The 23,940-nt window shown below is 66.0% G+C and carries 28 protein-coding genes; 13 read left to right on the forward strand and 15 right to left on the reverse strand.

All coding sequences use genetic code 11. The annotated features are described in order from the left end of the window. Positions 1 to 3: 3 nt before the first annotated feature. Genes mmsB through AC1RP5_RS12815 form a run of 4 tightly spaced genes read right to left on the reverse strand, consistent with a single transcriptional unit; the run spans position 4 to position 4,060 of the window. Positions 4 to 885 carry a 3-hydroxyisobutyrate dehydrogenase gene (gene mmsB, locus AC1RP5_RS12800; protein WP_493111037.1) on the reverse strand — a complete coding sequence of 294 codons (882 nt, stop codon included), beginning with the start codon at positions 883 to 885 and terminating at the stop codon, positions 4 to 6. Positions 886 to 913: 28 nt separating this feature from the next. After that, complete coding sequence (locus AC1RP5_RS12805) at positions 914 to 1,981, reverse strand: enoyl-CoA hydratase/isomerase family protein (RefSeq protein WP_493111039.1); 1,068 nt, start codon at positions 1,979 to 1,981, stop codon at positions 914 to 916. Between the two features lie 27 nt (positions 1,982 to 2,008). After that, the gene (locus AC1RP5_RS12810; RefSeq protein ID WP_493111041.1) at positions 2,009 to 3,148 is read right to left on the reverse strand and encodes an isobutyryl-CoA dehydrogenase; all 1,140 of its coding nucleotides are present in this window, start codon (positions 3,146 to 3,148) and stop codon (positions 2,009 to 2,011) included. A 15-nt stretch (positions 3,149 to 3,163) separates the two neighbouring features. Further along, positions 3,164 to 4,060 carry a class I SAM-dependent methyltransferase gene (locus AC1RP5_RS12815; RefSeq protein ID WP_493111043.1) on the reverse strand — a complete coding sequence of 299 codons (897 nt, stop codon included), beginning with the start codon at positions 4,058 to 4,060 and terminating at the stop codon, positions 3,164 to 3,166. A 35-nt stretch (positions 4,061 to 4,095) separates the two neighbouring features. Here AC1RP5_RS12815 and hemB point away from each other — a divergent pair, with 35 nt between their 5' ends. Further along, complete coding sequence (gene hemB, locus AC1RP5_RS12820) at positions 4,096 to 5,106, forward strand: porphobilinogen synthase (protein ID WP_493111044.1); 1,011 nt, start codon at positions 4,096 to 4,098, stop codon at positions 5,104 to 5,106. Next, complete coding sequence (locus AC1RP5_RS12825) at positions 5,103 to 5,591, forward strand: NUDIX hydrolase (RefSeq protein ID WP_493111045.1); 489 nt, start codon at positions 5,103 to 5,105, stop codon at positions 5,589 to 5,591. Before hemB ends, AC1RP5_RS12825 begins: the two co-directional genes overlap by 4 nt. Here the strand turns inward: AC1RP5_RS12825 and AC1RP5_RS12830 are convergent. The 3 genes from AC1RP5_RS12830 to AC1RP5_RS12840 are packed head-to-tail and all read right to left on the reverse strand — an operon-like array spanning position 5,588 to position 7,618. After that, complete coding sequence (locus tag AC1RP5_RS12830) at positions 5,588 to 5,713, reverse strand: hypothetical protein (protein WP_493111046.1); 126 nt, start codon at positions 5,711 to 5,713, stop codon at positions 5,588 to 5,590. The two genes, AC1RP5_RS12825 and AC1RP5_RS12830, sit on opposite strands and share 4 nt — an antisense overlap. 10 nt (positions 5,714 to 5,723) lie before the next feature. Then, positions 5,724 to 6,701, reverse strand: coding sequence for a YheT family hydrolase (locus AC1RP5_RS12835; RefSeq protein WP_493111048.1), 978 nt, complete (start codon positions 6,699 to 6,701; stop codon positions 5,724 to 5,726). Beyond that, the gene (locus AC1RP5_RS12840; protein ID WP_493111050.1) at positions 6,698 to 7,618 is read right to left on the reverse strand and encodes a YheT family hydrolase; all 921 of its coding nucleotides are present in this window, start codon (positions 7,616 to 7,618) and stop codon (positions 6,698 to 6,700) included. Before AC1RP5_RS12840 ends, AC1RP5_RS12835 begins: the two co-directional genes overlap by 4 nt. A 119-nt stretch (positions 7,619 to 7,737) precedes the next feature. On the opposite strand from AC1RP5_RS12840, the gene AC1RP5_RS12845 reads away from it, so the two are divergent. Genes AC1RP5_RS12845 through AC1RP5_RS12855 form a run of 3 tightly spaced genes read left to right on the forward strand, consistent with a single transcriptional unit; the run spans position 7,738 to position 12,223 of the window. Continuing rightward, positions 7,738 to 8,613 carry a DMT family transporter gene (locus AC1RP5_RS12845; protein WP_493111052.1) on the forward strand — a complete coding sequence of 292 codons (876 nt, stop codon included), beginning with the start codon at positions 7,738 to 7,740 and terminating at the stop codon, positions 8,611 to 8,613. 9 nt (positions 8,614 to 8,622) lie between these two features. Then, complete coding sequence (locus AC1RP5_RS12850) at positions 8,623 to 9,780, forward strand: CaiB/BaiF CoA transferase family protein (RefSeq protein ID WP_493111054.1); 1,158 nt, start codon at positions 8,623 to 8,625, stop codon at positions 9,778 to 9,780. 13 nt (positions 9,781 to 9,793) lie between these two features. Further along, positions 9,794 to 12,223 carry a penicillin acylase family protein gene (locus tag AC1RP5_RS12855; RefSeq protein WP_493111056.1) on the forward strand — a complete coding sequence of 810 codons (2,430 nt, stop codon included), beginning with the start codon at positions 9,794 to 9,796 and terminating at the stop codon, positions 12,221 to 12,223. 3 nt (positions 12,224 to 12,226) lie between these two features. Here AC1RP5_RS12855 and AC1RP5_RS12860 read toward each other — a convergent pair whose 3' ends face one another. The 3 genes from AC1RP5_RS12860 to AC1RP5_RS12870 are packed head-to-tail and all read right to left on the reverse strand — an operon-like array spanning position 12,227 to position 15,195. Then, positions 12,227 to 13,540, reverse strand: coding sequence for a hemolysin family protein (locus AC1RP5_RS12860; protein ID WP_493111057.1), 1,314 nt, complete (start codon positions 13,538 to 13,540; stop codon positions 12,227 to 12,229). A gap of 14 nt (positions 13,541 to 13,554) precedes the next feature. Continuing rightward, positions 13,555 to 14,391, reverse strand: a complete 837-nt coding sequence (locus AC1RP5_RS12865) for a TauD/TfdA dioxygenase family protein (protein WP_493111059.1) — start codon at positions 14,389 to 14,391, stop codon at positions 13,555 to 13,557. A 3-nt stretch (positions 14,392 to 14,394) separates the two neighbouring features. Beyond that, positions 14,395 to 15,195, reverse strand: a complete 801-nt coding sequence (locus AC1RP5_RS12870) for an enoyl-CoA hydratase/isomerase family protein (RefSeq protein ID WP_493111060.1) — start codon at positions 15,193 to 15,195, stop codon at positions 14,395 to 14,397. Here AC1RP5_RS12870 and mepA point away from each other — a divergent pair. Then, on the forward strand, positions 15,194 to 16,060 hold the full coding sequence (gene mepA, locus AC1RP5_RS12875) for a penicillin-insensitive murein endopeptidase (RefSeq protein WP_493111062.1): 867 nt from the start codon (positions 15,194 to 15,196) through the stop codon (positions 16,058 to 16,060). The two genes, AC1RP5_RS12870 and mepA, sit on opposite strands and share 2 nt — an antisense overlap. Here mepA and AC1RP5_RS12880 read toward each other — a convergent pair whose 3' ends face one another. The 4 genes from AC1RP5_RS12880 to AC1RP5_RS12895 are packed head-to-tail and all read right to left on the reverse strand — an operon-like array spanning position 16,061 to position 19,234. Then, positions 16,061 to 16,456, reverse strand: coding sequence for a hypothetical protein (locus AC1RP5_RS12880; protein WP_493111063.1), 396 nt, complete (start codon positions 16,454 to 16,456; stop codon positions 16,061 to 16,063). A 27-nt stretch (positions 16,457 to 16,483) separates the two neighbouring features. After that, a complete protein-coding gene (locus AC1RP5_RS12885; protein WP_493111065.1) occupies positions 16,484 to 17,281 on the reverse strand; it encodes an ABC transporter permease in 798 nt (265 codons plus the stop codon). After that, complete coding sequence (locus tag AC1RP5_RS12890) at positions 17,278 to 18,051, reverse strand: ABC transporter ATP-binding protein (protein ID WP_493111067.1); 774 nt, start codon at positions 18,049 to 18,051, stop codon at positions 17,278 to 17,280. The genes AC1RP5_RS12885 and AC1RP5_RS12890 overlap by 4 nt, the downstream gene beginning before the upstream one ends. Positions 18,052 to 18,058: 7 nt before the next feature. Beyond that, positions 18,059 to 19,234 carry a pyridoxal phosphate-dependent aminotransferase gene (locus AC1RP5_RS12895; protein WP_493111069.1) on the reverse strand — a complete coding sequence of 392 codons (1,176 nt, stop codon included), beginning with the start codon at positions 19,232 to 19,234 and terminating at the stop codon, positions 18,059 to 18,061. Positions 19,235 to 19,372: 138 nt separating this feature from the next. Here AC1RP5_RS12895 and bamE point away from each other — a divergent pair, with 138 nt between their 5' ends. From bamE to AC1RP5_RS12915, 4 genes are read left to right on the forward strand one after another with little or no spacing between them, the layout of a single operon-like run. After that, positions 19,373 to 19,666, forward strand: a complete 294-nt coding sequence (gene bamE / locus AC1RP5_RS12900) for an outer membrane protein assembly factor BamE domain-containing protein (protein WP_493111071.1) — start codon at positions 19,373 to 19,375, stop codon at positions 19,664 to 19,666. 31 nt (positions 19,667 to 19,697) lie between these two features. Next, complete coding sequence (locus AC1RP5_RS12905; RefSeq protein ID WP_493111073.1) at positions 19,698 to 20,648, forward strand: hypothetical protein; 951 nt, start codon at positions 19,698 to 19,700, stop codon at positions 20,646 to 20,648. Then, a complete protein-coding gene (locus tag AC1RP5_RS12910; RefSeq protein WP_493111075.1) occupies positions 20,645 to 21,217 on the forward strand; it encodes a chromate transporter in 573 nt (190 codons plus the stop codon). Before AC1RP5_RS12905 ends, AC1RP5_RS12910 begins: the two co-directional genes overlap by 4 nt. Beyond that, positions 21,214 to 21,747, forward strand: a complete 534-nt coding sequence (locus tag AC1RP5_RS12915) for a chromate transporter (protein ID WP_493111077.1) — start codon at positions 21,214 to 21,216, stop codon at positions 21,745 to 21,747. The genes AC1RP5_RS12910 and AC1RP5_RS12915 overlap by 4 nt, the downstream gene beginning before the upstream one ends. Before the next feature lie 16 nt (positions 21,748 to 21,763). On the opposite strand, the gene AC1RP5_RS12920 is transcribed toward AC1RP5_RS12915, so the two are convergent. Continuing rightward, positions 21,764 to 22,351 (reverse strand): hypothetical protein, encoded by a 588-nt coding sequence (locus AC1RP5_RS12920; RefSeq protein ID WP_493111078.1) that lies wholly within the window; start codon positions 22,349 to 22,351, stop codon positions 21,764 to 21,766. 125 nt (positions 22,352 to 22,476) lie between these two features. Between AC1RP5_RS12920 and AC1RP5_RS12925 the strand changes: the two genes are divergently transcribed. The 3 genes from AC1RP5_RS12925 to AC1RP5_RS12935 all read left to right on the forward strand — a co-directional run bounded on the left by AC1RP5_RS12925 (position 22,477) and on the right by AC1RP5_RS12935 (position 23,876). Continuing rightward, entirely contained in the window at positions 22,477 to 22,866 is a 390-nt protein-coding gene (locus AC1RP5_RS12925) for a hypothetical protein (RefSeq protein WP_493111080.1), read from the forward strand. 68 nt (positions 22,867 to 22,934) lie between these two features. Further along, positions 22,935 to 23,231, forward strand: a complete 297-nt coding sequence (locus AC1RP5_RS12930) for a PepSY domain-containing protein (RefSeq protein ID WP_493111082.1) — start codon at positions 22,935 to 22,937, stop codon at positions 23,229 to 23,231. Between the two features lie 75 nt (positions 23,232 to 23,306). Beyond that, complete coding sequence (locus AC1RP5_RS12935) at positions 23,307 to 23,876, forward strand: NnrU family protein (protein WP_493111083.1); 570 nt, start codon at positions 23,307 to 23,309, stop codon at positions 23,874 to 23,876. The last annotated feature ends 64 nt before the right edge of the window (positions 23,877 to 23,940 follow it).

A 23,940-nucleotide genomic window follows, 5' to 3' on the forward strand; every position in this document is an offset into this window, starting at 1 on the left:
CCCTCACTTGCCGTCCAGCATCTTGATGATGCCGGAGAAGTCCTTGGCGCCGTTCCCGGAGTTCACGAACAGGCTGAAGAGCTGCGCTGCTTCCGCGCCAAGCGGCGTGCTTGCGCCGGCGGCATTGGCCGCCTGCTGGGCCAGCATCAGGTCCTTCAGCATCATCGACGCGGTGAAGCCCGCCTGGTAGTCGCGGTTGGCGGGCGAGGCCGGCACCGGACCCGGCACCGGGCAGTAGTTGGTGAGCGACCAGCACTGGCCCGACGCGGTCGAGGCCACCTCGAACAGCTTTTGCGCGTCGAGGCCCAGGCGCTTGGCCAGCATGAAGGCCTCGCTGACCGCGATCATCGAGACGCCGAGGATCATGTTGTTGCAGATCTTGGCGGCCTGGCCGCCGCCGCTCGCGCCGGCCAGAACGATGTTCTTGCCCATCTTCTCGAGGATGGGCTTGGCCTTGGCGAACGACGCATCGCTGCCGCCCACCATGAAGGTGAGCGTACCCGCCGTCGCACCGCCGACGCCACCGGAGACCGGCGCGTCGACCATGTCGAGCCCGGCTTTCTCGGCCAGCGCCGCCACGTGGCGGGCGCTTTCCACGTCGATGGTCGAGCAGTCGATCAGCAGCGTGCCCTTGCCGACATTCGGCAGCACGTCCTTCTCGTAGACCTCACGGACATGCTTGCCGGCCGGCAGCATGGTGACGACGATCTCGGCACCCTTCACCGCCTCGGCGGCGGAGGAGGCCTTGTGAGCCCCCTTCTCCACGGCCGTGTTCACGGCGGCGTCCGACAAGTCGAACGCCACCACGTGATGCTGCGCCTTTGCCAGGTTGGCGGCCATCGGCCCGCCCATGTTGCCGAGACCGATGAAGGCGATCTTCGCCATGGTTTCCTCCGTTTGGTTGCTGCCGCCCTTAGTCGAAGAACAGGTCGTTCGACACCGGCTTGAAATGCTCCTCGACCAGGCTGCGCGAGACGCCGTCGATCGTCGGCGGGTTCCACTGCGGCTTCTGGTCCTTGTCGATCAGCAGCGCGCGCACGCCTTCGAAGAAGTCGTGGCCCTTCTGCATGCAGCGCTGCGAGATGCGGTACTCGATCGTCATCGTGTCCTCGAACGACCGGTTGGCGCAGCGCTTCATCTGCTCGAGCGTGATCGCCATCGACAGCGGCGACAGCTTCATCAGCGCGGCGAGCTGCTTCTGCGCGAACTCGCTGTTCGACTTCTTCAGCTTCTCGACGATCTCCTGCAGCGTCTCGGCCGAGAAGCAGCGATCGATCTCCGGCATCAGCGCCGGCAGAGTCTGGTCTCCGGCATCCGCCTGGAAGCGGGCGATCACGGCATCGACCTTCTCGTTTGCACGCGGTCCGGAAAGGTCCGCCTCACCGAGAGCTGCCTGCAGGTCGTTGATCTTCGCGCTCGGCACGAAGGCGTTGGCGATACCCGCCCACACCGCGTCCGCCGCCTTGAGGCGATAGCTGGTGAGTGCCAGGAAGGTGCCCAGTGCACCCGGCAGGCGCGTCAGGAAGTAGCCGCCGCCAACGTCGGGGAAGAGACCGATGGTCGTCTCCGGCATGGCGAAGAGATACTTCTCCGTCACCACCGAATGCGAGCCGTGCGCCGACAGGCCGACGCCGCCACCCATGTTGATGCCGTCGATCAGCGAGATCCACGGCTTGGCGTAGCGGTAGATGCGCCGGTTGACGATGTACTCGTCGCGGAAGAAGTCGCGCCGCAGCGTGCCCGAGGGATTGTCGCGCATCTCGCGATAGAGGCCCGCCACGTCGCCGCCGGCGGAGAAAGCCCGATCGCCCGCGCCGCGCAGGACCACCGCCTTGATGGACGGGTCCTTCTCCCACTCCGGCATCACGCGCTCCATCTCGAGGATGATGCCGTGCGACAGCGAGTTGAGGACCTTCGGGCGATTGAGCGTCATGACGCCCAGGCCGTCCTTCACATCGAACAGGATTTCAGCTTCTGACAATTCAAACTCCAAATTCGGGCGGCGGCGTTAGCCCACCAAGAGCCTTCGCGAAATGATCACGCGCATGATCTCGTTCGTACCTTCGAGGATCTGGTGCACGCGCAGGTCGCGGAGATAGCGCTCCAGCGGGAAATCCTTCAAGTAGCCGTATCCGCCATGCAATTGCAGCGCTTCGTTGACCACGCGGAAGCCCGTGTCGGTGGCGAAGCGCTTGCCCATGGCGGCGGCCTGCGTGGCTTCCGGCGATTTGGCGTCGAGCAGCGAGGCTGCGCGCCAGATCAGCAGCCTTGCCGCGTCGAGCTCGGTCGCCATGTCCGCGAGCTTGAATTGTGTCGCCTGGAAATCGGCCAGCGGCTTGCCGAACTGCTTGCGCTCCACGACGTATCGCGACGCCGTCTCCAGACAGGCGCGCGCGCCGCCCAGCGAGCAGGCACCAATGTTGATGCGCCCGCCGTCGAGCCCCATCATCGCGATCTTGAAGCCGTGGCCCTCCGGCCCCAGCCGATTGGCGACCGGCACCTTGCAGTTCTCGAAGACCACCGCCGACGTCGGCTGGCTGTTCCAGCCGAGCTTGTTCTCCTGCTTGCCGAACGACAGGCCCGGCGTCCCTGCCTCGACCACCAGGGTCGAGACACCGCTCGCGCCCGCGCCGCCGGTGCGCAGCATCACGACATAGATGTCGCTGCGGCCGCCGCCCGAGATGAAGGCCTTGCTGCCGTTCAGGACATAGTGGTCGCCCTGCAACTCGGCCCGTGTCGCCAGCGCAGCCGCATCCGATCCGGCGCCCGGCTCGGTGAGGCAGTAGCTCGCGAAATGCTCCATCGAGCAGAGCTTCGGCAGGAAGCGCTTGCGCTGCTCCTCGTCGCCGAAGGCGTCGATCATCCACGCCGCCATGTTGTGGATGGAGATGTAGGCTGCCGTGCTGGGACAGGCCGCCGATAGCTCCTCCATGATCAGCGCCGCGTCGAAACGGCTGAGGCCGCTGCCGCCGACATCGTCACGCACGTAGATGCCGCCGAAGCCGAGCGCCGCCGCCTCGCGCAGCACTTCCTCGGGAAAGATCTTCTCGGCGTCCCAGTGGGCGGCCTGCAGCAGCATGCGGTCCGTCGCAAACTGCCGGGCCGTGTCGCGGAAGGCCTGCTGATCTTCAGAAAGATTGAAATCCATGCGGGCGAAACCGTATCAAGTCTTCTCGGCCACAGCCATCAGCAAGCCGACACGTCCTTCACTGACATTGCGTGCAAAATTGCCGGCCATGATCCTGAAATCCGGACCGAGCAGCAAGTGTATGCCCAGTTTCGGCGGCTGCGCCGGCGGCTTCTGCGCCGCGAACCATTGCCTGGATTCTTCGGAGACATCGCGCCAGGCGCGGATCGTGAAGCCGGTTTTCTCCAGGACCGCGCGTGTCGCATCGGCATTCATCAGAAAACTCGTGGAAGGATCGCGTGCCCACGGAACCGGATAGAGCGGTTCCTTGCCGTCGATCGCGATGGCGTCATAGAGCGCAAGCCGGCCGCCGGGCTTCAGCACGCGGTACATTTCGCTGTAGAGGCGCGGCCGGTCGACGATGTTCATGGCGACATGCTGCGTCCAGACGATATCGAAGCTGCTCCCCTGGAACGGCAGGTTGAGTGCGTTCGCGGCCTTGTAGGTGACCTTGTCGGCAAGTCCCGTGCGGGCGGTCAGCGCCTCCGCCACGCGGCAATATTCCTCGGTAAGGTCGATGCCGACCACCTGGCATCCGAACGACTCCGCCAGATGCCGCGATGGCCCGCCGATGCCGGAGCCGATATCGAGCACGCGCGACCCGGCGTCGATGCCGGCCATTGCCGCCAGTTCCTTGGTCGCGGCGAGGCCGCGCACGTGGAACTGGTCGAGCGGTGCCAGATCGCTCGTCTTGAGCAGGCCCGCCGGCAGCCCGGCCTCATCGACCGCGGCAAGCACGGTGTCGACCAGAGAGCGCGATGCATAGTGGCTTTCGACGGGACCGGAGGACGGAGAAGCGGCCATGGGAAATGCTCCTGTGGGGATGTCTGGATACCATGTGGGGCGCCTTTCCCGCAGGAGAAGGAGCCGCATTGCGGCCCTCCCCGGTTCGCGCCATAAGGCGGCTCATGTCCGCCCGTTTCACGACCCTCGGCCGCTATCCCACGACCCGCCTGCGCCGCAATCGCGGCGAGGAATGGTCCCGCCGCCTCGTCGCGGAAAACAAGCTCTCCGTCGACGACCTGATCTGGCCGGTCTTCGTCCAGGAAGGCACGAACGCCCGCACGCCGGTCGCTTCCATGCCGGGCGTCGACCGCCTCTCGATCGACCTCTTCGCAGAGGCTGCAAAGGAAGCGCGCGATCTCGGCATTCCCGCCATCGCGATCTTTCCCGAGACCGATCCCAAGGCCAAGACGCCCGACGCGCGCGAGGCCTACAATCCGGGCAACCTCGTCTGCCGCGCCATCACGGCGGTGAAGAAGGCCGTTCCGGATATCGGCATCGTCTGCGACGTGGCCCTCGACCCGTTCAACAGCGACGGCCACGACGGCATCGTGCGTGACGGCCGCATCCTGAACGACGAATCGGTCGAGGCCCTGGTCAAGCAGGCGATCGTGCAGACCGAGGCCGGCGCCGACATCCAGGCACCGTCGGACATGATGGACGGCCGCATCGGTGCGATCCGTGCCGCGCTCGACGCCAGGGGCTACCAGCACGAACAGATCATGTCGTACGCCGCCAAGTACGCCTCGGCTTTCTACAATCCGTTCCGCGACGCCATCGGCAGCTCGGGCGCGCTGAAGGGCGACAAGAAGACCTACCAGATGGACTACGCCAACTCGGACGAGGCCCTGCGTGAAGTGGGCTTCGACATCGAGGAAGGCGCCGACATGGTGATGGTGAAGCCCGGCCTGCCCTATCTCGACATCGTGCGCCGCGTGAAGGACACGTTCGGTGTTCCAACCTATGCCTATCAGGTGAGCGGCGAATACGCGATGCTCCGGGGCGCCGCCGATCGCGGCTGGCTCGACTGGAACAAGGTGCTGATCGAAACGCTGACCGGCTTCAAGCGCGCCGGTTGCGACGGCATCCTGACCTACGGCGCGGTGGACGCCGCGCGGCTGCTAAAGTCCAAATGATAGAACGTCCGTCGGCGCGCCTCGTCCTGCTCGATCCGCAGGACCGCCTGTTCCTGTTCAACGTGCACGATCCCCACGTGTACGATCCGGCCAAGCCGTTCTTCGATCCGTTCTGGGTGATGATCGGCGGCATGGTCGATCCGGGCGAGGACTATGCCCAGGCCGCCGTGCGCGAGGCCGGCGAAGAGACCAAGCTGCCGGTGATCGACACGCCCCGCTGGGTGTGGAAGCGCGAGCGCCGCATGAGCTGGCGCGGCAAGGATGTGCTGCACAAGGAACGCTTCTTCCTTGCGCGCACCGACCGCACCGAGATCGACACGTCCGGCCTCGACGAGAAGGAACGGAGCTGGACGCTGGGTCATCGCTGGTGGACGGCCGACGAGATCGCCGTGTCCTCCGAGCGCTTCGAACCGCTCGGCCTCGGCACGCTCCTGCCCGCCCTGCTGCGCGACGGGCCGCCGGCGGAGCCGCTGGTTCTCACCTAACGGCGATCGCTTTCCTCGCGTTCGCGCTTTCGGCGCTCCTGCTCTTCCGCCGCGCCGCGATAGGCACGCCAGGCCATCACGAGCGCCACCAGGGAGCAGGCCACTCCCACGATCATCGCCATTGGCTCAGTCTCACCCACGTTCGAAGAACCTCATGATGGCTTCGTCGCTCCAGGGCTGGCGACTACCGGCACCATGGAAACCGACATGGCCACCACGCGCCGGCAACAGCGGCGTCAGTGCCGGGTTGCCCGCCCAATCGTAGCCACTATAGAGCGCGCCGGGAATCCACGGATCGTCCAGCGCACCCAGCACCAGCGTCGGCACGCGGATACCAGGCATGAAGCGAACGGGCTTGCAGCGCTCGTAGTAATCCTCGGCGCCACCGAAACCGTGACGTGGCGCGATGGACACCTCGTCATAGTCCCAGACGGAGCGCGATCCCATGATGGCCGCTCGCTCATCCTCCGAGATCCCGGCACCTGCCGCGGTCGCCTCGACCTTCATCATACCGAGGATATGCCGGTGATAGACGATGTTACGCGGCTGCATCATCCGTTGGCAGGTCGCGGACAGGTCGATCGGTGCACAGACAGTTGCCGCCGCGCGCAAGGGTGCGGCCTCCCCCTCCTCGCCCAAATATTTGAGCAGCATCGCGCCGCCCAGCGAATAACCCACCGCTCTCACGCCATCGACGACCAGGTCGGTTGGCAGGTTCGCCAGCAGCGCGCGAAAGTCCTGACTATGGCCGGCATAGTATTGGCCGCGGCAGGTCGCACGCGAAGGGCCGGCGCCACGCAGGTTGATCCGCAGCACGCGTTGCCCGGCATCGAGCAGCCGGCGCGCCATGCTGTAGATATAAAAGCTCTCCTGCGATCCGGTCAGCCCGTGGATCAGGATGGTGAGCGGCGTGCCGGCTTTCGGCTTCGCCGGTCGATCGAGCGTGCAGAAAAGCCGGTCACCGGTTCCATCGCGCAGGTCGATCAGCAACGATCGAGAAGCGTGCGGCCCGAGCGTTCGCTCGGGCGGTCGCAGGTAGTTGGCGACGGTCTGGAGATCGGCGCCCCACCAGGGGAAGCGCGGACGGAAGGGCGGAAGATCGAGGCTCACGCCTCGATGGTAGCAAGCCGGTCGATGAATTTCTCCACCGCAAGGTCGCACCACGGCCGCGCGCTGTCATGCGCGTGGAAACCGATATGCCCGCCGGCCGGCGGCATTAGCGGCACCAGCGACGGATTGTCGGACCAGTTGAACTCCCGGTAGTACTCGACGGGAATCCACGGATCGTCGCACGAGGCGATGACCATGGTCGGCACGCGTATCTCGGGCATGAAAGCGAGCGGCGAACAGAGCTCGTAGTAATCCTCGGCGCCGCGGAAACCATAGCGCGGCGAGATGAACCGGTCGTCGTAATCCCACACACTGCGCGCCGACTTGATGATCTCCCGCTCCTCCGCCGTGGTCAGCGCACCGGGCGCCAGCGCCTCGGCCTTCATGTCGTTCAAAAGGTAGGTGTGGTAGAGCCAGTTCCGCGCGCGCATCATGTGCTTGCAGGTGCGCGACAGGTCGATCGGCGCGCAGATCGTGGCCGCGCCGCGCAGCGGCGAGAACGAGCCCTCCTCCCCCAGGTACTTGAGCAGCATCGCGCCACCCAGCGAGTAGCCGATCGCGACGACACCGTTCTCCGTCAAATCCTCAGGCAATTGAGACAGGATGCGGCGGAAATCGGCGGTGCGACCGACATGGTAGTGCTCGCGGCAATGCGGCCGCGACGGGCCGCAGCCACGCAGGTTGAGACGCAGGACACGGTAGCCGCTGTCGAGCAAGTGCCGGGCGGCGTTCAGCATGTAGGCGCTGTTCTCGCTGCCGGTGAGACCATGGATCAGCAGGACAAGCGGACGGCCGTCGACCGGCTCGGTCGGGTGGTCCAGCATCCCCAGCAGGATGTCGCCGGTACGGTCGGCCATCGGAAAGGCCATGCGCTCGCTGGTGTGCGGTGCGAGATCGCAGACGCGCGCGGAGGTCAAACGTATGGCGATCGTCTGAAGATCGGCCCCCCACCACGGAAACCGTGGCTTGAAAGGCGGCAGGTCGAGGGAATCGATGGACGGGGGCACGGCGGGTCCGTATTCACACTTTCGTTTCGATGAAAACGTCCACTGCCCCGCCAAGTTCCGCCCTGCTCGGTGTGCTGTTTGCCGTGGTCGCGGCTGCCGTTTTCAGCACGGCGGGTGTCATCGTCCGGCGGATCGACCTTCCCGCATGGGACGTGTCGTTCTGGAGATCGGCACTCCTGGTCGTCACGATGCTGCCGCTGCTGATCTGGCAACGCCGAAAAGTCCTGATCGACGTGCGCAACGGCGGCCGGGCCCTGCTGCTGAGCGCCGTTCTGCTCGCCGGAAGTTTCGTGAGCTTCATCCTGGCGCTGGGCCTGGCGCCGGTCGCCAACGTGCTGATCATGTTCGGCGCCACGCCGTTCATCACTGCGATCGCGGCCCGGCTGTTCCTGGGCGAGCCACTGCATGGTCACACGATCGTCGCGATGGCGATGGCCGTCATCGGCCTCGCGATCAGCGTGGCCGGTTCCCTTCAGCCCGGCGCCATCGCCGGCATGGCCGTGGCCTTCATCGTGGTCCTGTGCATGAGCAGCAACTATGTCGTCGTCCGCCACCGGCGTGACATCGGCATGACGCCGTCGATCTGGCTGGCCGGCCTCATCTCGGGTCTCGTGGCGTTGCCTTTTGCCCATCCCGAGAACGTCACTTGGTCGCAGCTGCCGTGGCTGTTCGCCCTCAGCCCCGGGCAGCTCGCGGTCGGCCTGCTGCTCTACATGGCCAGCCTGAAGCGCATCCCGGCGGCCCAGGCGTCCCTGCTCGGCCTTCTCGAGCTGGTCCTGGGACCGATCTGGGTGTGGCTGTTCGATGGCGAAAAGCCGGACGATCTTACCTTGATTGGCGGAGCGATCGTCATCTCTGCCGCTGCCGTCAATGTGTGGCTGGATTCGCGACGATCCTCTGGTTAAGAACCGAGCATGACCCAGAATACCAAGGGCCCGCTGGCGGGCATTCTCGTTATCGATCTCTCCCGCATCCTGGCGGGGCCCTACTGCACCCTTCTGATGGCCGAAATGGGCGCCAGGGTGATCAAGGTCGAGCCGCCCAAGGGCGGCGACGACGCCCGCGCCTACGGTCCGTTCGTGAACGGCAAGTCGACCTACTTCGCGTCGGTCAACCGCGGCAAGGAGAGCATCGCGCTCGACCTCAAGGCCGATGCCGACCGCAAGATCTTCGAGCAGCTTCTCGCGAAGGCAGACGTGGTGGTCGAGAATTTCCGCCCCGGCACGATGGAGAAGCTGGGCTACGGCTGGGAGACGCTGCACGCCAAGTTCCCGCAACTCATCTACGCCTCGGCCTCGGGCTTCGGCCATACCGGCCCGAACTCCAAGGATCCCGCCTACGACATGGTCATGCAGGGCCAGGGCGGCATCATGAGCATCACCGGCAACGAGGGGCAGCCGCCCAGCCGCGTCGGCATGTCGATCGGCGACATCGGCGCGGGCCTCTACACCGCCGTGGCCGTCAACGCCGCGATCGTGCACCGTCTGAAGACCGGCGAGTCCACCAAGGTCGACATCGCGATGTTCGACTGCCAGCTCGCGCTGCTCGAGAACGCGATCATGCGCTACACGGTCGAGAAGGAAATCCCCGGCCCGCTCGGCGCCCGCCATCCGACCATCACGCCCTTCGAGGCCTTCGCCACGTCCGACGGCTCGATGATCATCGCCGCCGGCAACGACAGCCTGTTCATCAAGATGTGCGAGGCGCTCGGCCGGTCCGACATGGCGACCGATCCCGCCTACAAGTCGAACGCTCTGCGCCAGAAGGCCCAGAAGAAGCTGAAGGACGAAATCGAGTCCGTCCTGAAGACCAACACGACCGATCATTGGATCGCCGTCGTGTCCAAGGGCGGCGTGCCCTGCGGCCCGATCAACAACATCGCTCAGGCCATCCAGCATCCGCAGGTCGCCGCCCGCAACATGCTGGTGGACGTGCCCGACGGCAGCGGCGGCACGCTGAAGCTTGCCGGCAACCCGCTCAAGATGTCGGCCTTCGCCGACCCGACGACGCGGCGCGCCGCCCCCGACCTCGACAGCGACCGCGACGCGATCCTCTCGTATCTCGGCGGCTGAACCGGTGAGGCTGTTGCTTCGCGTCGCAGCCTTCCTGGGCAAGCTCCTGGTCGGCACGGCGCTGGCGCTAGCGGTCTTCCTGGTCGGCACTTACTTCCAGGTCCGCGGCGCGCTGCCGAGCTACAGCGGCCAGCTCGAACTGGTCGGCCTCAAGGCGCCGGTCGAGATCCTGCGCGACAAGAACGCGGTGCCGCATATCACTGCAGGCTCGATCGAGGATGCCTCCTTCGCGCTGGGCTACGTCCATGCCCAGGACCGCTTCTGGCAGATGGAGCTGATGCGTCGCCTCGGCCAGGGACGGCTGGCGGAACTCGTGCCGCCGGCGCTGGTGGGCAACGGTATCGTCGACAACGACCGCACCATGCGAGGCCTCGGCGTCTACCGGCGCGCTTCGGAGAGCGTGAACGCCCTCTCGCCCGCCATGCGCGCGCGCCTCGATGCCTATGCCGCCGGCGTCAACGCCTGGCTTGCCGACGACGACCAGCAGTTCGGCCTCGAACTCACGCTGATCAAGCTCCTGTCCGGCGGCCGCTACCGGCCCGATCCGTGGCGCCCTGCCGATTCGCTCGTCTGGGCGAAGCTGATGGCACTCGGCCTCGACGGCAACTGGCGCGCCGAACTGTTGCGGCTCAGGCTCTCGCAGAAGATCGGCGAGGACGGCGTGAAATTCCTGATCGAGCCGCCGGGCGACAGCAAGGATTCGACCCTGTCGATGGTCCTCGCCGCGGTGAAGGACATCGATCTCGACCGGATTTTCCACGGCACCGACAACGAAGTCACGCGCAAGCGCATGGCGTCGAACGAGTGGGTGCTGTCGGGCGCGCACACAGTGTCGGAGCGGCCGCTGCTCGCCAACGACCCGCATCTCGGCTTCTCGTTCCCGGGGGTCTGGTATCTCGCCCGGTTGGTCGGGCCGGGCTTCGACATCCGCGGCGCCACCTCGCCCGGCTCGCCGGCCGTCGTGCTGGGCCACAACGGCATCATCGGCTGGGGCTTCACCACGACGAATCTCGACAGCCAGGACATCTTCGTGGAGCGGGTCGATCCGACCGATCCCAACCGCTACATCACGCCCGACGGCGCCCGCCCCTTCGCGGTGCGCGACGAGACGATCAAGGTCGCGTGGGGCGATCCCATCACCATGCGCGTGCGCGAGACGCGGCACGGCCCGGTGATCGACGACTTCATCCGCCGCAGCGACGGCCTGACGCCGCAGGGTCACGTGTTGGCGCTGCAGGCCACCGCGCTCGACGGCGCCGATACCTCGGCAGAGGGCTTCGCCCGCCTGGGCTCGGCGCAGAACTGGGAAGAATTCCAGGCCGCGGCGCGCCGCATCGTCACGCCGATGCAGAACATGGTCTATGCCGATACGTCGGGAAACATCGGTCTGATCTCGCCGGCGCGCGTGCCGATCCGGCGCAAGGGCGACGGCTCGATGCCGGTCCCGGGCTGGACGTCGGAATACGACTGGGCGGGCTTCGTGCCATTCGACGAGCTGCCGCGCGCCTACAATCCGCCGGCAGGACTGATCGTCAACGCCAACGGCCGGCTCGTGCCCGACGACTATCGCCACTTCATCAGCAAGGACTGGGCGGAACCCTATCGCCAGCGCCGCGCCGCTCAGTTGCTGGGCGAGGTCGAGCGCCACCCGGTCTACGGCATGATCGTGATGCAGGCCGACAATCTCACGCTCGATGCTGCGGAGATGCTGCCTTACCTGCTGAAGGGCGCGCCGCGCAACGCGCGTGCTGCCCAAGCGCGCGAGCTGCTCAGCCGCTGGAACATGTTCATGCTGGCGAGCCGGCCCGAGCCGCTGATCTACGATGCCTGGATCGCCGAGCTGCAGCGCGGGCTGCTGGCCGATGAATTGGGCGAGGATCTCTACAACTCGATCGCTACGCCCGATGTGCCCCTGATGGTGCGTGTCCTGCGCGACAAGCCGGGCTGGTGCGACGATGGCGGCACCAAGCAGACGGAGAGCTGCGAGGATGCTATTGCCCTGGCGCTCGACCGCGCGCTCGACTGGATCTCGCGCCGCCAGGGCGCGGACATGACCAAGTGGCAATGGGGTCGCGAGCACAACGCCGTCCATCGCCATCCACTGTTCGACGGTGTGCCGCTGCTGCGCGACATCGCCTCGGTGCGCTACCCCTCGGACGGCGGCAACCAGACGCTGAACCGGGCCGGCCCCTCGTTCCGGGGCAACCGGCCGTTCGATGCCGTGCACGGCGCCGGCTATCGCGGCATCTACGATTTCAGCGATCTCGAGAACAGCCGTTTCGCCACGCCGCTCGGCCAGTCGGGCAACATGCTGTCGCCTTACGCGCGTAACTTCGTCGATGGCTGGCAGAAGCTCGCCTACATCGGGATCGGCGGCTCCCGCGGAGAGACCGCCCGTTCCGCCGTCGGCACGATCACGCTGACGCCTTCCTCGTCGCGCTGAAGGTCAGGCGTCGACCTGCGGCGCCCGCCGCGCCAGCAGCTTGTCGATGCGCCTTCCGTCCATGTCGACGATCTCGAACGTCCAGTCCTCGTAGCTGAACTGCTCGCCCGCCACCGGCAGGCGGCCGAGCTGCGCCAACGCAAAGCCCGCGATCGTATGGTACTTCGTGCTGACCGGCGGCCTCACCCTGAGGTCCAGCCGATCGAAGGTCGCGTGGGCGGGCGCCATGCCGTCGATCAGCAGCGAACCGTCCTCACGCTCGACGATGTCGGGATGATCGCCCGGCATCTCCGGAATGTCGCCGGCCAAAGCTTCCAGCAGGTCGGCCTGCGTGACGATGCCTTCGATGCCGCCATATTCGTCGACCACCACCGCGAGCCGCACCGGCGCCTTCTTGAACTGCTCCAGAACCTTGAAGATCGGCATCGCCTCATGGACCATCAGCGGCGCCGCAACCGCCGCCGCCGGGTCGAGCGTGCCGCCGCCCAGCATCTGGTTGAGAAGATCGGTCTTGGTAACGGCGCCCAGCAGCACGTCGATGCTGCCGCGTCCGACCAGCATTTGTTCGTAGGGGCTGTCGAGGACGGTCCGCACGATGTCTTCATGGCTGTCGCTGGCATCGATCCAGTCGAGCTCGGTGCGCGGCGTCATGATCTCGCCGATGCGGCGATTACCGATGTCGAGCGCGCGCACGACGACTTCCTCCTGCGCATCCTGCAGCAGGCCGGCGTCCTGGCTGGCGGCCACCAGCAGCTTCAGCTCGCCTGGCGAATGCAGCGATTCCTCGCCCGTCCCCGGCCGCAGGCCGCACAGCCGCAGCACCAGATTGCCCATCCCGTTCAACACGAAGATCGCGGGCCGCAGAAGCCACAGGAACAAGCCGAGCGGCCGCACCACCCACAGCGCCGTGCTCTCACTGCGCTGGAGCGCCAGGCTCTTGGGCGCGAGCTCGCCCAGCACGATGTGCAGGGCCGTGATCAGGACGAAGGAGATGCCGACGGCGATAGCATAGGCGCTGACGCCGGCCGTGGTGCCCCAGATCTCGGCCAGCGGCTTCTCGATCAGGTGCCCGATCGCCGGCTCGCCAATCCAGCCCAGCGCCAGAGACGAGATGGTGATGCCGAGTTGGGTCGCGGCCAGGTTGGAATCGAGATGGTCGAGGGCGCGCACCAACGCCTTGGCGTTCATCCGTCCGGAGGCCGCGAGCTCGAGCACCCGGCTGCGGCGTACGGCCACCAGCGAGAATTCGGCGGCAACGAAGAACCCGTTGGCGGCGACAAGCACGAGTACGGCCAGTAACCCTCCCGCTCCAGACATGCCCTGCTCTCCCGTTATCGCGGCTTGTCGCCGGCCAAGGTGATCCGGTGCATGACGCGCCGGAAGCCGTGATAGTCGTTGATCGGATTGTGCATCGCGCAGCGATTGTCCCAGAAGGCGAGCGACCCGGCCTCCCAGCGGAAGCGGCAGGTGAACTCGGGCCGCGTCTGGTGCTCCCACAGGAAGCGCAGCAGCGGCAGGCTCTCCTTCTCGGTCCAGCCCTTGATATGGGCGGTGTGGGCGTCCGACGTGTAGAGCGCCTTGCGGCCGGTCTCGGGATGGGTGCGCACGATCGGATGCTCGGCCGTCATGACCTTCAGCTCGGTGCCCGCTGCCTTCATCTGGTCTTCGCGGGTCTTGCTGACGTCGGCCTTGGCCGACGAGCTGACGCCGATCAGACCGTCGAGCGTCGCCTTCAAGCCGTCCGACAGCGCCTCGTAGGCGAGATACTGGTTGGCGAACATCGTGTCGCCGCCGAACGGAGGCACCTCGCGCGCCAGCAGCATGCTGCCCATCGGCGGCACCGGCAGGTAGGTCGTGTCGGAATGCCAGATGCCACCAAAATTGTTGCGCTCGTGCTCGAGCTTCACGACCGGCGTGATCATCTGCGATTCTGGCAGGCCCTTGAGCTGCGGGTATTCGATCGGCTCGCCGAACTTGCGCGCGAAAGCGAGCTGCTGGAGCGGCGTCGCAGACTGATCGCGCAGGAAGATGACGAGATGGTCGAGCAGGGCCTGGCGCATCTCGGCCACGACATCGGCTTCCAGGTCCTTCGACATGTCGACGCCGTAAATCTCGGCGCCCAGCGCGCCGGCCACTGGCCTGACTTCGATGTGGCGATAGTTCCGCATGTCTTACCTCTTGGCCCACGAGGGCGTGGTCTTTGCCATGAAATGACGGATTCCCTCGGCCGCCTCGGGCTGGCGCAGCAGGCCGACCAGGCTTGCCGCTGCCTCGTCGAGGACGGTGAGATCATCCTTGGTCCCGCAGGACAGCACCAGCTGCTTGGCGGCAGCCAGCGCCTTGGGTTCCATCTTCAGAATGTCATCGAGCAGACTTTGCAGCGTCGCTTCCACCTCGTCGCCGGTCGCGCACAGGTAGCGTCCCACGCCCAGGCGGTGCGCCTCCGCACCGTCGATCACGCGCCCCGTCACCGCGAGGTCGCGCACCGGCCCCTCTCCCAAGCGCCGCACCAGGAACGGAACGATCTGGGCGGGAATGAAGCCGACCTTGGGCTCGGGAATGCCAAGCCGCGCGCTGTTATGCAGGATGACAGCATCAGAACAGCAGGCCATGCCGAAACCGCCGCCGACCGCCGATCCCTCGACCACGGCGATGGTGGCCTGCGGCAGGGCATCGAGCGCCAGCAGTGCATCGCCGAACTGGCGATAAGCCGGCAGAAGCGGATCCGCGCCGCCGGCCGGCAAGGGCGGCATGTCGGCCATCACGTCGAGATCGCCGCCCGCGCAGAAATGCCCGCCCGCCCCGCGCAGCACCAGCACGCGGCAGGTCGCGTCCCGGCCGATGCCCACGAAAGCATCCTGCAGTTCCAGCATCATGCGGTGGGTCAGCGCGTTGCGCCGTTGCGGCCTGTTCAGGGTCAGTGACGCGACGGCGCCCCGCCGTTCGAGCCTCAGGAAGTCGTAGTCGGCCATGGGCAAAGTCTTAGCGAGCGACTATCGTGCCAACAAGATGATGCGTTTCGTCATTCCGCTGCTCGCGGCTTTCCTCTGCCTGACAGGTGCGGCGCGCGCCAACGACTGGGCGACCGTCACGACACCGTCACCGGGCCCGACACAATCGATCGGCTTCTACACCGCAGGCTGCCTGCAGGGCGCACAGGCGCTGCCGCTGGATGGCCCCGGTTACGAGGCCATCCGCGTCAGCCGCAATCGCTACTGGGGCCAGCCGGTCACCATCGAGTTCATCAAGACCCTGGCGGAAAAGATGCGCGCCGCCGGCCAGGCGCATCTCTACATTGGCGACATCGGCCAACCGCGCGGCGGACCTGCCCCGTCCGGCCATGCCAGCCATCAGGTCGGCCTCGATGCCGACATCTGGTTCGAGCGCCAGCCGGGCGCGCGCCGCACGCCGGGCGACCGCGAGAACCCGCGCCTGCGGTCGCTGGTCCTGCCCAACGACAGCGGCATCGACGATTCCGTCTTCAGCGAACAGCACGTACTGCTCCTGAGGACGGCGGCGCAGATGCCGGGGCTCGATCGCATCTTCGTCAACAAGTGGATCAAGCAGCGGCTGTGCCAGACGACCGGCGGCGACCGTTCGTGGCTGCGCAAGCTCGTGCCCTGGTACGGGCACGACGAGCATTTCCACATCCGGCTCTATTGCCCGCCCGGCAATCCGCAGTGCCAGCCGCAGGCCGATTACGCCCACGACGACGGCTGCGGAGAGGCGCTCGAATCATGGTTCCGCAAGGCGCCGGTCGTTGCGCCGACCACGCCGCCCAAGCCCTACCGGCCGAAGCTGCCGGCGGCCTGCAACGCGGTGCTGAACGCCCCCTAGCTAGCTGACGCCGCCGCAGCGGTTGGCGCGCTGGCGGGCCTGGACGTCGAGCCAGTCGAGACCGCCGACCGTGCCGACACGGATCCAGTCGACCTGGATCGTGCCGTCCGGCACGCGCTTCACGACGTAGCGCGATTCCGCCTGCGGGGCGCTTTGCGGCACGTACAGGATCGTCGTCGTGCCCGGCGCCGAGGACGGCTCGATGTTCACGACGAAGCCGCTGGCTCCCGGCGCGGCAAGACAGGTCACCATCGCGTCGTAGGGCACGGTGTAGACGCTCGACCAGGCCGGGACCGGCTTGGCGGGCTTCAGCGGCTCGTTGGCCATCTTGTCGACGGTGGAACACGCTGCGGCGGCAAGCGAGATCAGGGTGGGAATCATCAGCTTCTTGAACATCACTTACCTCCGGAAACGCCGCCCATTCTACTCGCCCTGCCCCAACAGTGAACCGGCCCGGCGCGAGGAGCGGAAGAACCACTGGAACACCTGGAAGCCCACGACCAGGTAGACGACGGCGAGGCCGAAGGCGACGGCCAGCAAGTCCCAATGGACCGTCTTCTCGGCCATGATCGCGCGCATGCCCTCGAAGATGTAGGCCGGCGGCAGGCCCCAGGCGATGACCTGCAGCCAATGCGGCAGGACTGAAACAGGGTAGTAGACCCCGCTTACCGGCATCAGGACGAAGACGGCCGCCCAGGCGAAGCTCTCGGCGCTCTGCCCCACCCGCATCACCAGCCCCGACATGGCGAGCCCGATCGACCAGGAGAACATCTGCAGGATCACGAAGAAGGCCAGCAGCGGCAGGCCGAGCGAGTAGATCGAGTAGCCGAAGAACGCCCAGGCCATCAGCGATACAGGGATCATGCCCAGCAGGGTGCGCAGCAGCGCCGCGATGATGATCCCGGTCGCCAGTTCCCAGGAGCGGATCGGGCTGACGAACAGATGCCCGAGGTTGCGCGACCAGATCTCCTCGAGGAAGGCGATCGACAGCGAGAGGTTGCCGCGGACCACGACCTCCCACAGCAGCAGCCCGGACAGCAGCACGCCCGCCGCCTGCGCCACGAACGAGGCCTGCGGCAGCAGGTACTGGGTCATGAAGCCCCACATGACCATCTGCACCGCCGGCCAATAGATCGAATCGACCAGGCGCATCACCGAGCTGCGCCAGAGATAGATATGGCGCAGCACGAGGGCATAGATTCGATTGAAGGAGCCGCTCATGACTGGCTCCCTTCCGCCTTCAGCACATCGAGCCCGCGGCCCCGGCCGCGCGCCATGTCGAGGAACACCTCTTCCATATCTTCGCGGCCGAACCGTTCGAGCAGCTCGCGCGGGCTGCCGCGCTCGAAGACCTTGCCGGCCTGCAGCAGGACGACGTCGTCGCACAGCCGCTCGACCTCGGCCATGTTGTGGGAGGCGAGCAGGATCGTGGCGTGGGTCTCGTGCTGGTAGGCCTCCAGATAGCCGCGCACCCAGTCCGCGGTATCGGGGTCGAGCGAGGCCGTCGGCTCGTCGAGCAGGAGGATGTCGGGCTTGTTGATCAGTGCCTTGGCCAGCGCGACGCGTGTTTTCTGGCCGGCCGACAGCTTGCCGGCCTGGCGATCGAGGAACGGCGCGACCTGCATGTGCTCGGCGATCTCCTCGATGCGCCGCTTGAGGTCCTTCACGCCGTAGAGCCGGCCGTAGAACTGCAGGTTCTGACGCACGGTCAGGCGATGCGGCAGGTCGACATACGGCGAGGAGAAATTCATGCGCGGCAGCGCCGCGTAGCGCCGCCGCAGCATGTCGATGCCGAGGATCTCGATGCTACCGCCCGTCGGTTCGAGCAAACCGAGCAGCATCGCAATGGTCGTCGTCTTGCCCGCGCCATTGCCGCCCAGCAGTCCGAGCACGGCGCCACGCGGCACCGAGAAGCTCAGATCGTCTACGGCGACGATCTCGCCATACACCTTGCGCAGGTGCTGGACCGCGATGGAGGGAGCTGCGGACATGCCGGCATTACAACGCCTTGATCGCCGCTTCGATGCGATCGAGGCCCTTGCTGAGCCGCTCCGCGCTCGATGCGAAGCACAGGCGCACGTTGCCCTGCCCGCCCGGCCCGAACGCCTCGCCGGGCGCGAGCCCGACCTTGTACTGCTTGGCCAGCGTCTTGCAGAAGGCCAGCGTGTCGTCGACGCCATCCACCGAGAAGAAGGCGTAGAAGGCCGCATCCGGCCGCGCGATCTTGACATTGGGTAGCGCGGAGAGGCGCTGGAACACCAGCTCGCCGCCGGAGCGGCACCGCTCGACCATCTCGGACACGAACGTGTCGCCCTGCTCCAGCGCGGCCACGGCGCCCTTCTGCAGGAAGGCCGGAACGCCCGACGTGTTGATCTGCACCAGCTTGGCGAACTGATCGCCTAGCGCCGCCGGATGGGTGAGCCAGCCCAGCCGCCAGCCCGTCATGGCCCACGGCTTGGAGAAGCTGTTGAGCACGATCACCGGATCGTCGGGACCGGCCAGTTCGAGGAAGGACGGCGCCACCTGCCGGCCATCCGGCCGCTTGGTGTAGATCAGCCGGGCATAGACCTCGTCGGCCATGATCCAGACGCCGCGCTTGCGGGCGAAGTCCAGGAGAGCCGCCTGCTCTTCCGTGGTCATCGTCCAGCCGGTCGGATTGCCCGGCGAATTGACGAAGATCGCGCGCGTGCGGCCATCGACGGCGTCGAAGACCTTCTGGAGGTCGAGCTTCCAGCCGCCGGTCGGTGTGCGGTCGAGCGCCACGTATTTCGGCACGCCGCCCACCAGCTTGGTGGCCGAGGTGATGTTCGGCCAGATCGGCGAGACGATCACGATATTGTCGCCGGGATCGAGCAGGAGTTGGCAGGTCAGCAGGATCGCCTGCATCCCGCCGGTCGTCACGGTCAGCCGCTCGATCGGGCACTTGATGCCGTAGAGGCGTTCCGTATAGGCCGACAGCGCACCGCGCAGCTCCGGGATGCCGCGCTGCCACGTATAGAACGTGTCGCCGCCCTGCAGGCCCTTGGCCGCCGCGTCTCGCACGAAATCCGGGGTCACGAGGTCGCTCTCGCCGAACCACAGCGGCACGACATCGGGATCCCCGAACACCGTCATCGCCACTTCGGAAATGGGGGTTTCGGACAGGCCGGCGGTGGCGCCGCTCAGCGAGGCCACGTGGCCAGGCGCGACAAATCTGTTGTGATCTTGCATCCTTCGGACGTACCGCATCGTTCGGAATTGCGCCAGCCATCCGCCTGCACGACAATTGTTGGCGGCGAGGCCCAACCAGACTAATCGCACACGGAGAAGGCCATGAAGTACGTTGCATGTCTGCTTTCGACCGCCCTGCTCACCGGCTGCGTCCACGGCGACAATGTCGAGCGCCTGCAGGCCGGGATGGACCGCGAACAGGTCCGCACGGTCATGGGGCCGCCCGACGGCTCGACGCATTCTCCCGGCAAGGATTGCGCCTACTACACGGTGCTCAGGGACTTCTGGAGCCGGACACCGTGGTCGATGTCGGACCGCTATTACGTCTGCTTCACCGACGGCAAGGTCGACACCTACGGAAAGGCGTCCCAGTCGGCTGAGATGACAGCGCGATAGACCGGCGCTACGCTAGCTCCAGGGAGCAAGAATGCATTCACACCAGGACGACGGGCAGATCGCCCAGTGGCTTGGCGATCGCCAGGCCAGCAATTACGCCGACGGGCGTCGCTGCGATGAAATCCAGTATTTGCAGTGCAAGCTGATCCTGAAGCCCGACCGCTTCACCTCGGCCCACGTGTTCAAGGAATTCGCAGCCCTGGTCCAGCGCGCCGCGGCGACGACCGGTGTGGGCTATCAGCACACGCCCAAGTCCCAGCAGCGACCCGAGGTACGTGAGGTCCTGTTCCTCGATACCGGCGGCTACCACCTCTACAACAACAGCTTCATCGTGCGCCGCCGCATTGCCTATGAGGACGGCTTCGCGATCGGCGACCCGGAAATCGTCTTCAAGTATCGCAGCGACGACATGGCCAAGGCTCAGGCGCTGGACGTGCGGCCGCACATCGATGGCAAGTACAAGATCAAGTTCAAGCTCGAGGTCATGCCGCTCAAGGAGAAGATCGGCGGCATCCGGCGTCTGCTGTCGCACAATGTCGAGTTCGGCCTCAGCCAGGCCCCGCAGGCGGCCCGCATCGTGATGTCGTCGCTCGGCAACATGTCGCTGCCCGAGCTGACGCAGATCTTCCCCGCCCTGTCGTCGATCTCGTGCGATGGCCCCAATGACATCTCGTTGGTGAACCAGACGATCGTCGAGGAATTGCTGCAGGACATCTGCCTGCTCGACTTCGGCCATCACACGGCGGCGACGGCCAATCTCGGCCTGTGGCGCGCCCGTGGCGATCACCATGCCTTCGTGGGCGAGTTCGCCTTCCAGCTTCGTTTCGACGGCCCCGAAGGCATCAGCCACAAGTCGCTGAATCACTGCGAGCGCTTCTTCCTGGAGCTCCAGCAGGTTGCCGCCGACTGGCTGGCCCTCACCACGACCAAGACCGGCGCCGTCTACCGCCTGAAGGGCAACCCGCCGCAAGCGCACGAATGAGCGTCGCAGAAACCGCTCCGCCGCCGCCCCCGCCTTCGCTCGGAAAGCTCTTCTGGGTCTTCCTCGTGATGGGCGCGACCAGCCTGGGCGGCGGTGTGGTCGCTTATCTCAGGACCGGCCTCGTAGTGCGCCAGCGCTGGCTCGACGATCTGAGCTTCGTCGAACTGCTGTCGATCAGCCAGACCCTCCCCGGCCTCAATGCCACCAACATGTCGATCCTGGTCGGTGACCGGCTGCGCGGCGGCATGGGCGCCATCGTCGCGACCCTGGGAATGTGCATTCCCGGTGCCTCCCTCATGATCGCAGCGGGTTTTGCCTACGGCGCCAGCGGCGACGGGGCATGGTCGAAGGCCTTCCTGCAGGGGATCGCGGCTGGTGCGGTCGGGTTGATCGTGGTGGTGCTGGTCCAGCTCGGCGCCAAGACGCTGAAGTCGTTCGCCGACTACGTCTTTGTCGTTCTTACCGCAATTGCCGTCGCCTTCTTCAAGGTGCCCGTGCCCTACGCGCTGATCGTCGCCGGGATCATCGCCATCTGGTGGCATCGGCCGCGCGACAAGGACATCCGGTGAAGCAGTACTGGGACCTCGCGAGCGTCTTCGCCTACCTCTCCCTCCTCACCGTGGGCGGCGGCATGGCCGCCTTCCCGGAAATGAAGGAGCTGACGGTCGACACGTATCACTGGATCACGTTTCCAGAGCTGATGCATTTCTACAGCCTGGGCCAGCTCGCACCCGGCCCGAACATGATGATGGTCGCATCGATCGGCGTGGTCGTGGGCCACATTCCGGGCGCCCTGGTGGCTCTCGTGGCCTTCTTCCTGCCGACCGGCCTGCTGACTTTCTTCGTGGGCCGCCTGTGGACCCACCTTGCCACCTGGCGGTGGCGGCCGGCGATCCAGGCTGGCCTCGGATCGGTCGCCGTGGGGCTCGTGCTCGCCGGCGCGATCATCATGGGGCGTGGCGCGATCACCGAGGTGTTTTTCGGCGTCATCGCCCTCGTAGTCTTCCTGCTGCTGTGGCGGACCAAGATCAACCCTGCCTACCCGATCGTTGCCTCGGGCCTGATCGGCATGGCGCTTCACTACTTCAACATCACGTAGCGAGGGCGCGCTTACGTCACTCGTGCGGGTTTTCGTGGAGGTTGGCGGTCTCGACCGAATGCTCGGTTTCCGGAGCCTGGTCGCAGCTCGCGCGTGACACACCGATGGCCACCACCTTGTCCGCGACCTTGAGGCAGCCGTTGCGCCATTCACCCGAAAGGGTCGTTCCTGCCAGCGTCACCGTGCCGTAACCGTTCGGTACGTCGTTGGCGTAACTGCCCTCGAACCGGTCGGTGGCGTTCCAGGAATAGCGGCCGGGACCCTCGCGGCGGCCGTTGCGATAGGTACCCTCAAAACGGTCGATGGGCTGGCCGTGCTCGGTCCACTGGCTGATGCCCCTGCCTTCCTTCAGAGAGGCACGGCACGAGCCGCTCCAGCTCGCCTTGTCCTGCTTGTCGGGATGCCAATCCCACATGCGGCAACCCACGCCAGGCTCGAGAAGCCAGTTGCCCTCTTCGCACGGTGCATCCCAGCTGATCTGGACGATATCGGGCTCGTCTGTGGCGCAGTCAGCCTTGCCCGGCGCCAGCGCGATCTGCTGCGCAACGACGGGAAGGACCGTCAGCATCAAGGCCGACGAAACAAGCACGGGCAGAATTCTCACGGGACCCCCTTCGACGGTCATCGACCGTAGAAATGGAACGCGGTACGGCATTTACGGTTGCCCCTGCGTGCGGCCAAAAGATGAACATGTGGGGGACGAATTGAGGCGCGCGCCAGGAGAGACAGATGGCTGAACGGCAGGTGGATATGATCTCGGCGGCCATCGCCGACATCTATGGAGAGAAGAACGAGGGCGGCATGCTGTGCTGCACGCTGGAGGCCGTGAACGCCGACGGGATCGACGTCTCCATCCAGGTGATGGCCGAATCGATCAACCTGGCGCCGTACCCCTATGCCGAGGATCCCCTGACCCGCCTGGAAGTCAGCGGTGCGATCGACGTGCTCGGTCACCTCCAGCTCGACCTCGTCGACTGGGATGCCAACGCCTTCGCGACCGTGGGCACCAGCGGCAACGATCCCGCCGACATTACCCTGCTGATCGACCAGACCTTCGTGAAGGTGCTCGGCTGCCTGCCGGATTACACCTTCAGGGTATCCACCGAGGACCTCGCCTGACCGTACCGGAGGGAACGTCGGCCGTTGCTGCGCATTAACCCGGGACATCGAACGCAAGGAGTGTCCCGATGAAGCTCATTCTGCCGACTGCCGCGGCCCTGATCGCCGTTGCGTCGATCGCGATGGCCCAGATGCCTCCCTCAACGGGGGCGTCGACCACCCCCGCGGCGCCCCCTGCCGGCATGCCCGGCAGCGCCCAGACCGCCACCTCTGCCCGGACCCAGATCGAGGCGAGCGGCTACACCAACATCAAGGATCTGAAGCGCAAGGACGACGGAACCTGGCAAGCCAAGGCGACCAAGAACGATACCGAGGTCGCGGTCTCCGTCGACAGCACCGGAAGCGTCACGCAGACGTCGCACTAGGTTACCGCGCCCGCCCCTTAACCGGGGCGGGTAATCGCGTCGGCGACGCAATATTCAATATGCTACAATCGGCTCATGACGCTGCTGATCCTGGGCCTGTTTCTCTTTCTCGGAATTCACACTTTTACAACCCTACGGGGTACTCGGGCGGCCGCGATCGATCGCCTGGGCGAAGGCGGTTACAAGGGTCTCTATTCCCTCGTTTCGGCGGCCGGGCTGATCCTTATATGCGTCGGGTTCGGCCAGTATCGCAGTGCGGGCTACATCCAGGTCTGGAATCCGCCCTTCTCGCTGTTCCATCCCATCGCGCTCTTCCTGCTTTGGTTCGCCTTCGTGTCGTTGACGGCCGCGTATGCCCCGGCGAGCCATATCAAGTCGGTCCTGCGCCATCCGATGCTGGTCGCCGTGAAGGCCTGGGCACTTTCGCACTTGCTGGTAAATGGCGATCTGGGCTCGATGCTGCTGTTCGGCGGCCTGCTGGCTTGGGCCGTTTACGACCGGATTTCCCTGAAGCGCCGGGGCGACATGGGCGCTCCCCCCACAGGCTGGTCGCGCAACGACGCCTTGGTCGTCGTCATCGGGACGGTGGCATACCTCGCCATGTTCTGGTTGCACGATAGCCTGATAGGCGTTACGGCCGCATAGGGCAGCGACTTGCTGGCCCATTTGCAGCGCTCATGATAGGTTCGCGTGCAAATAGAAACCCTGA

It is taken from the genome of Reyranella sp. GW821-FHT12G01 (assembly GCF_058806575.1).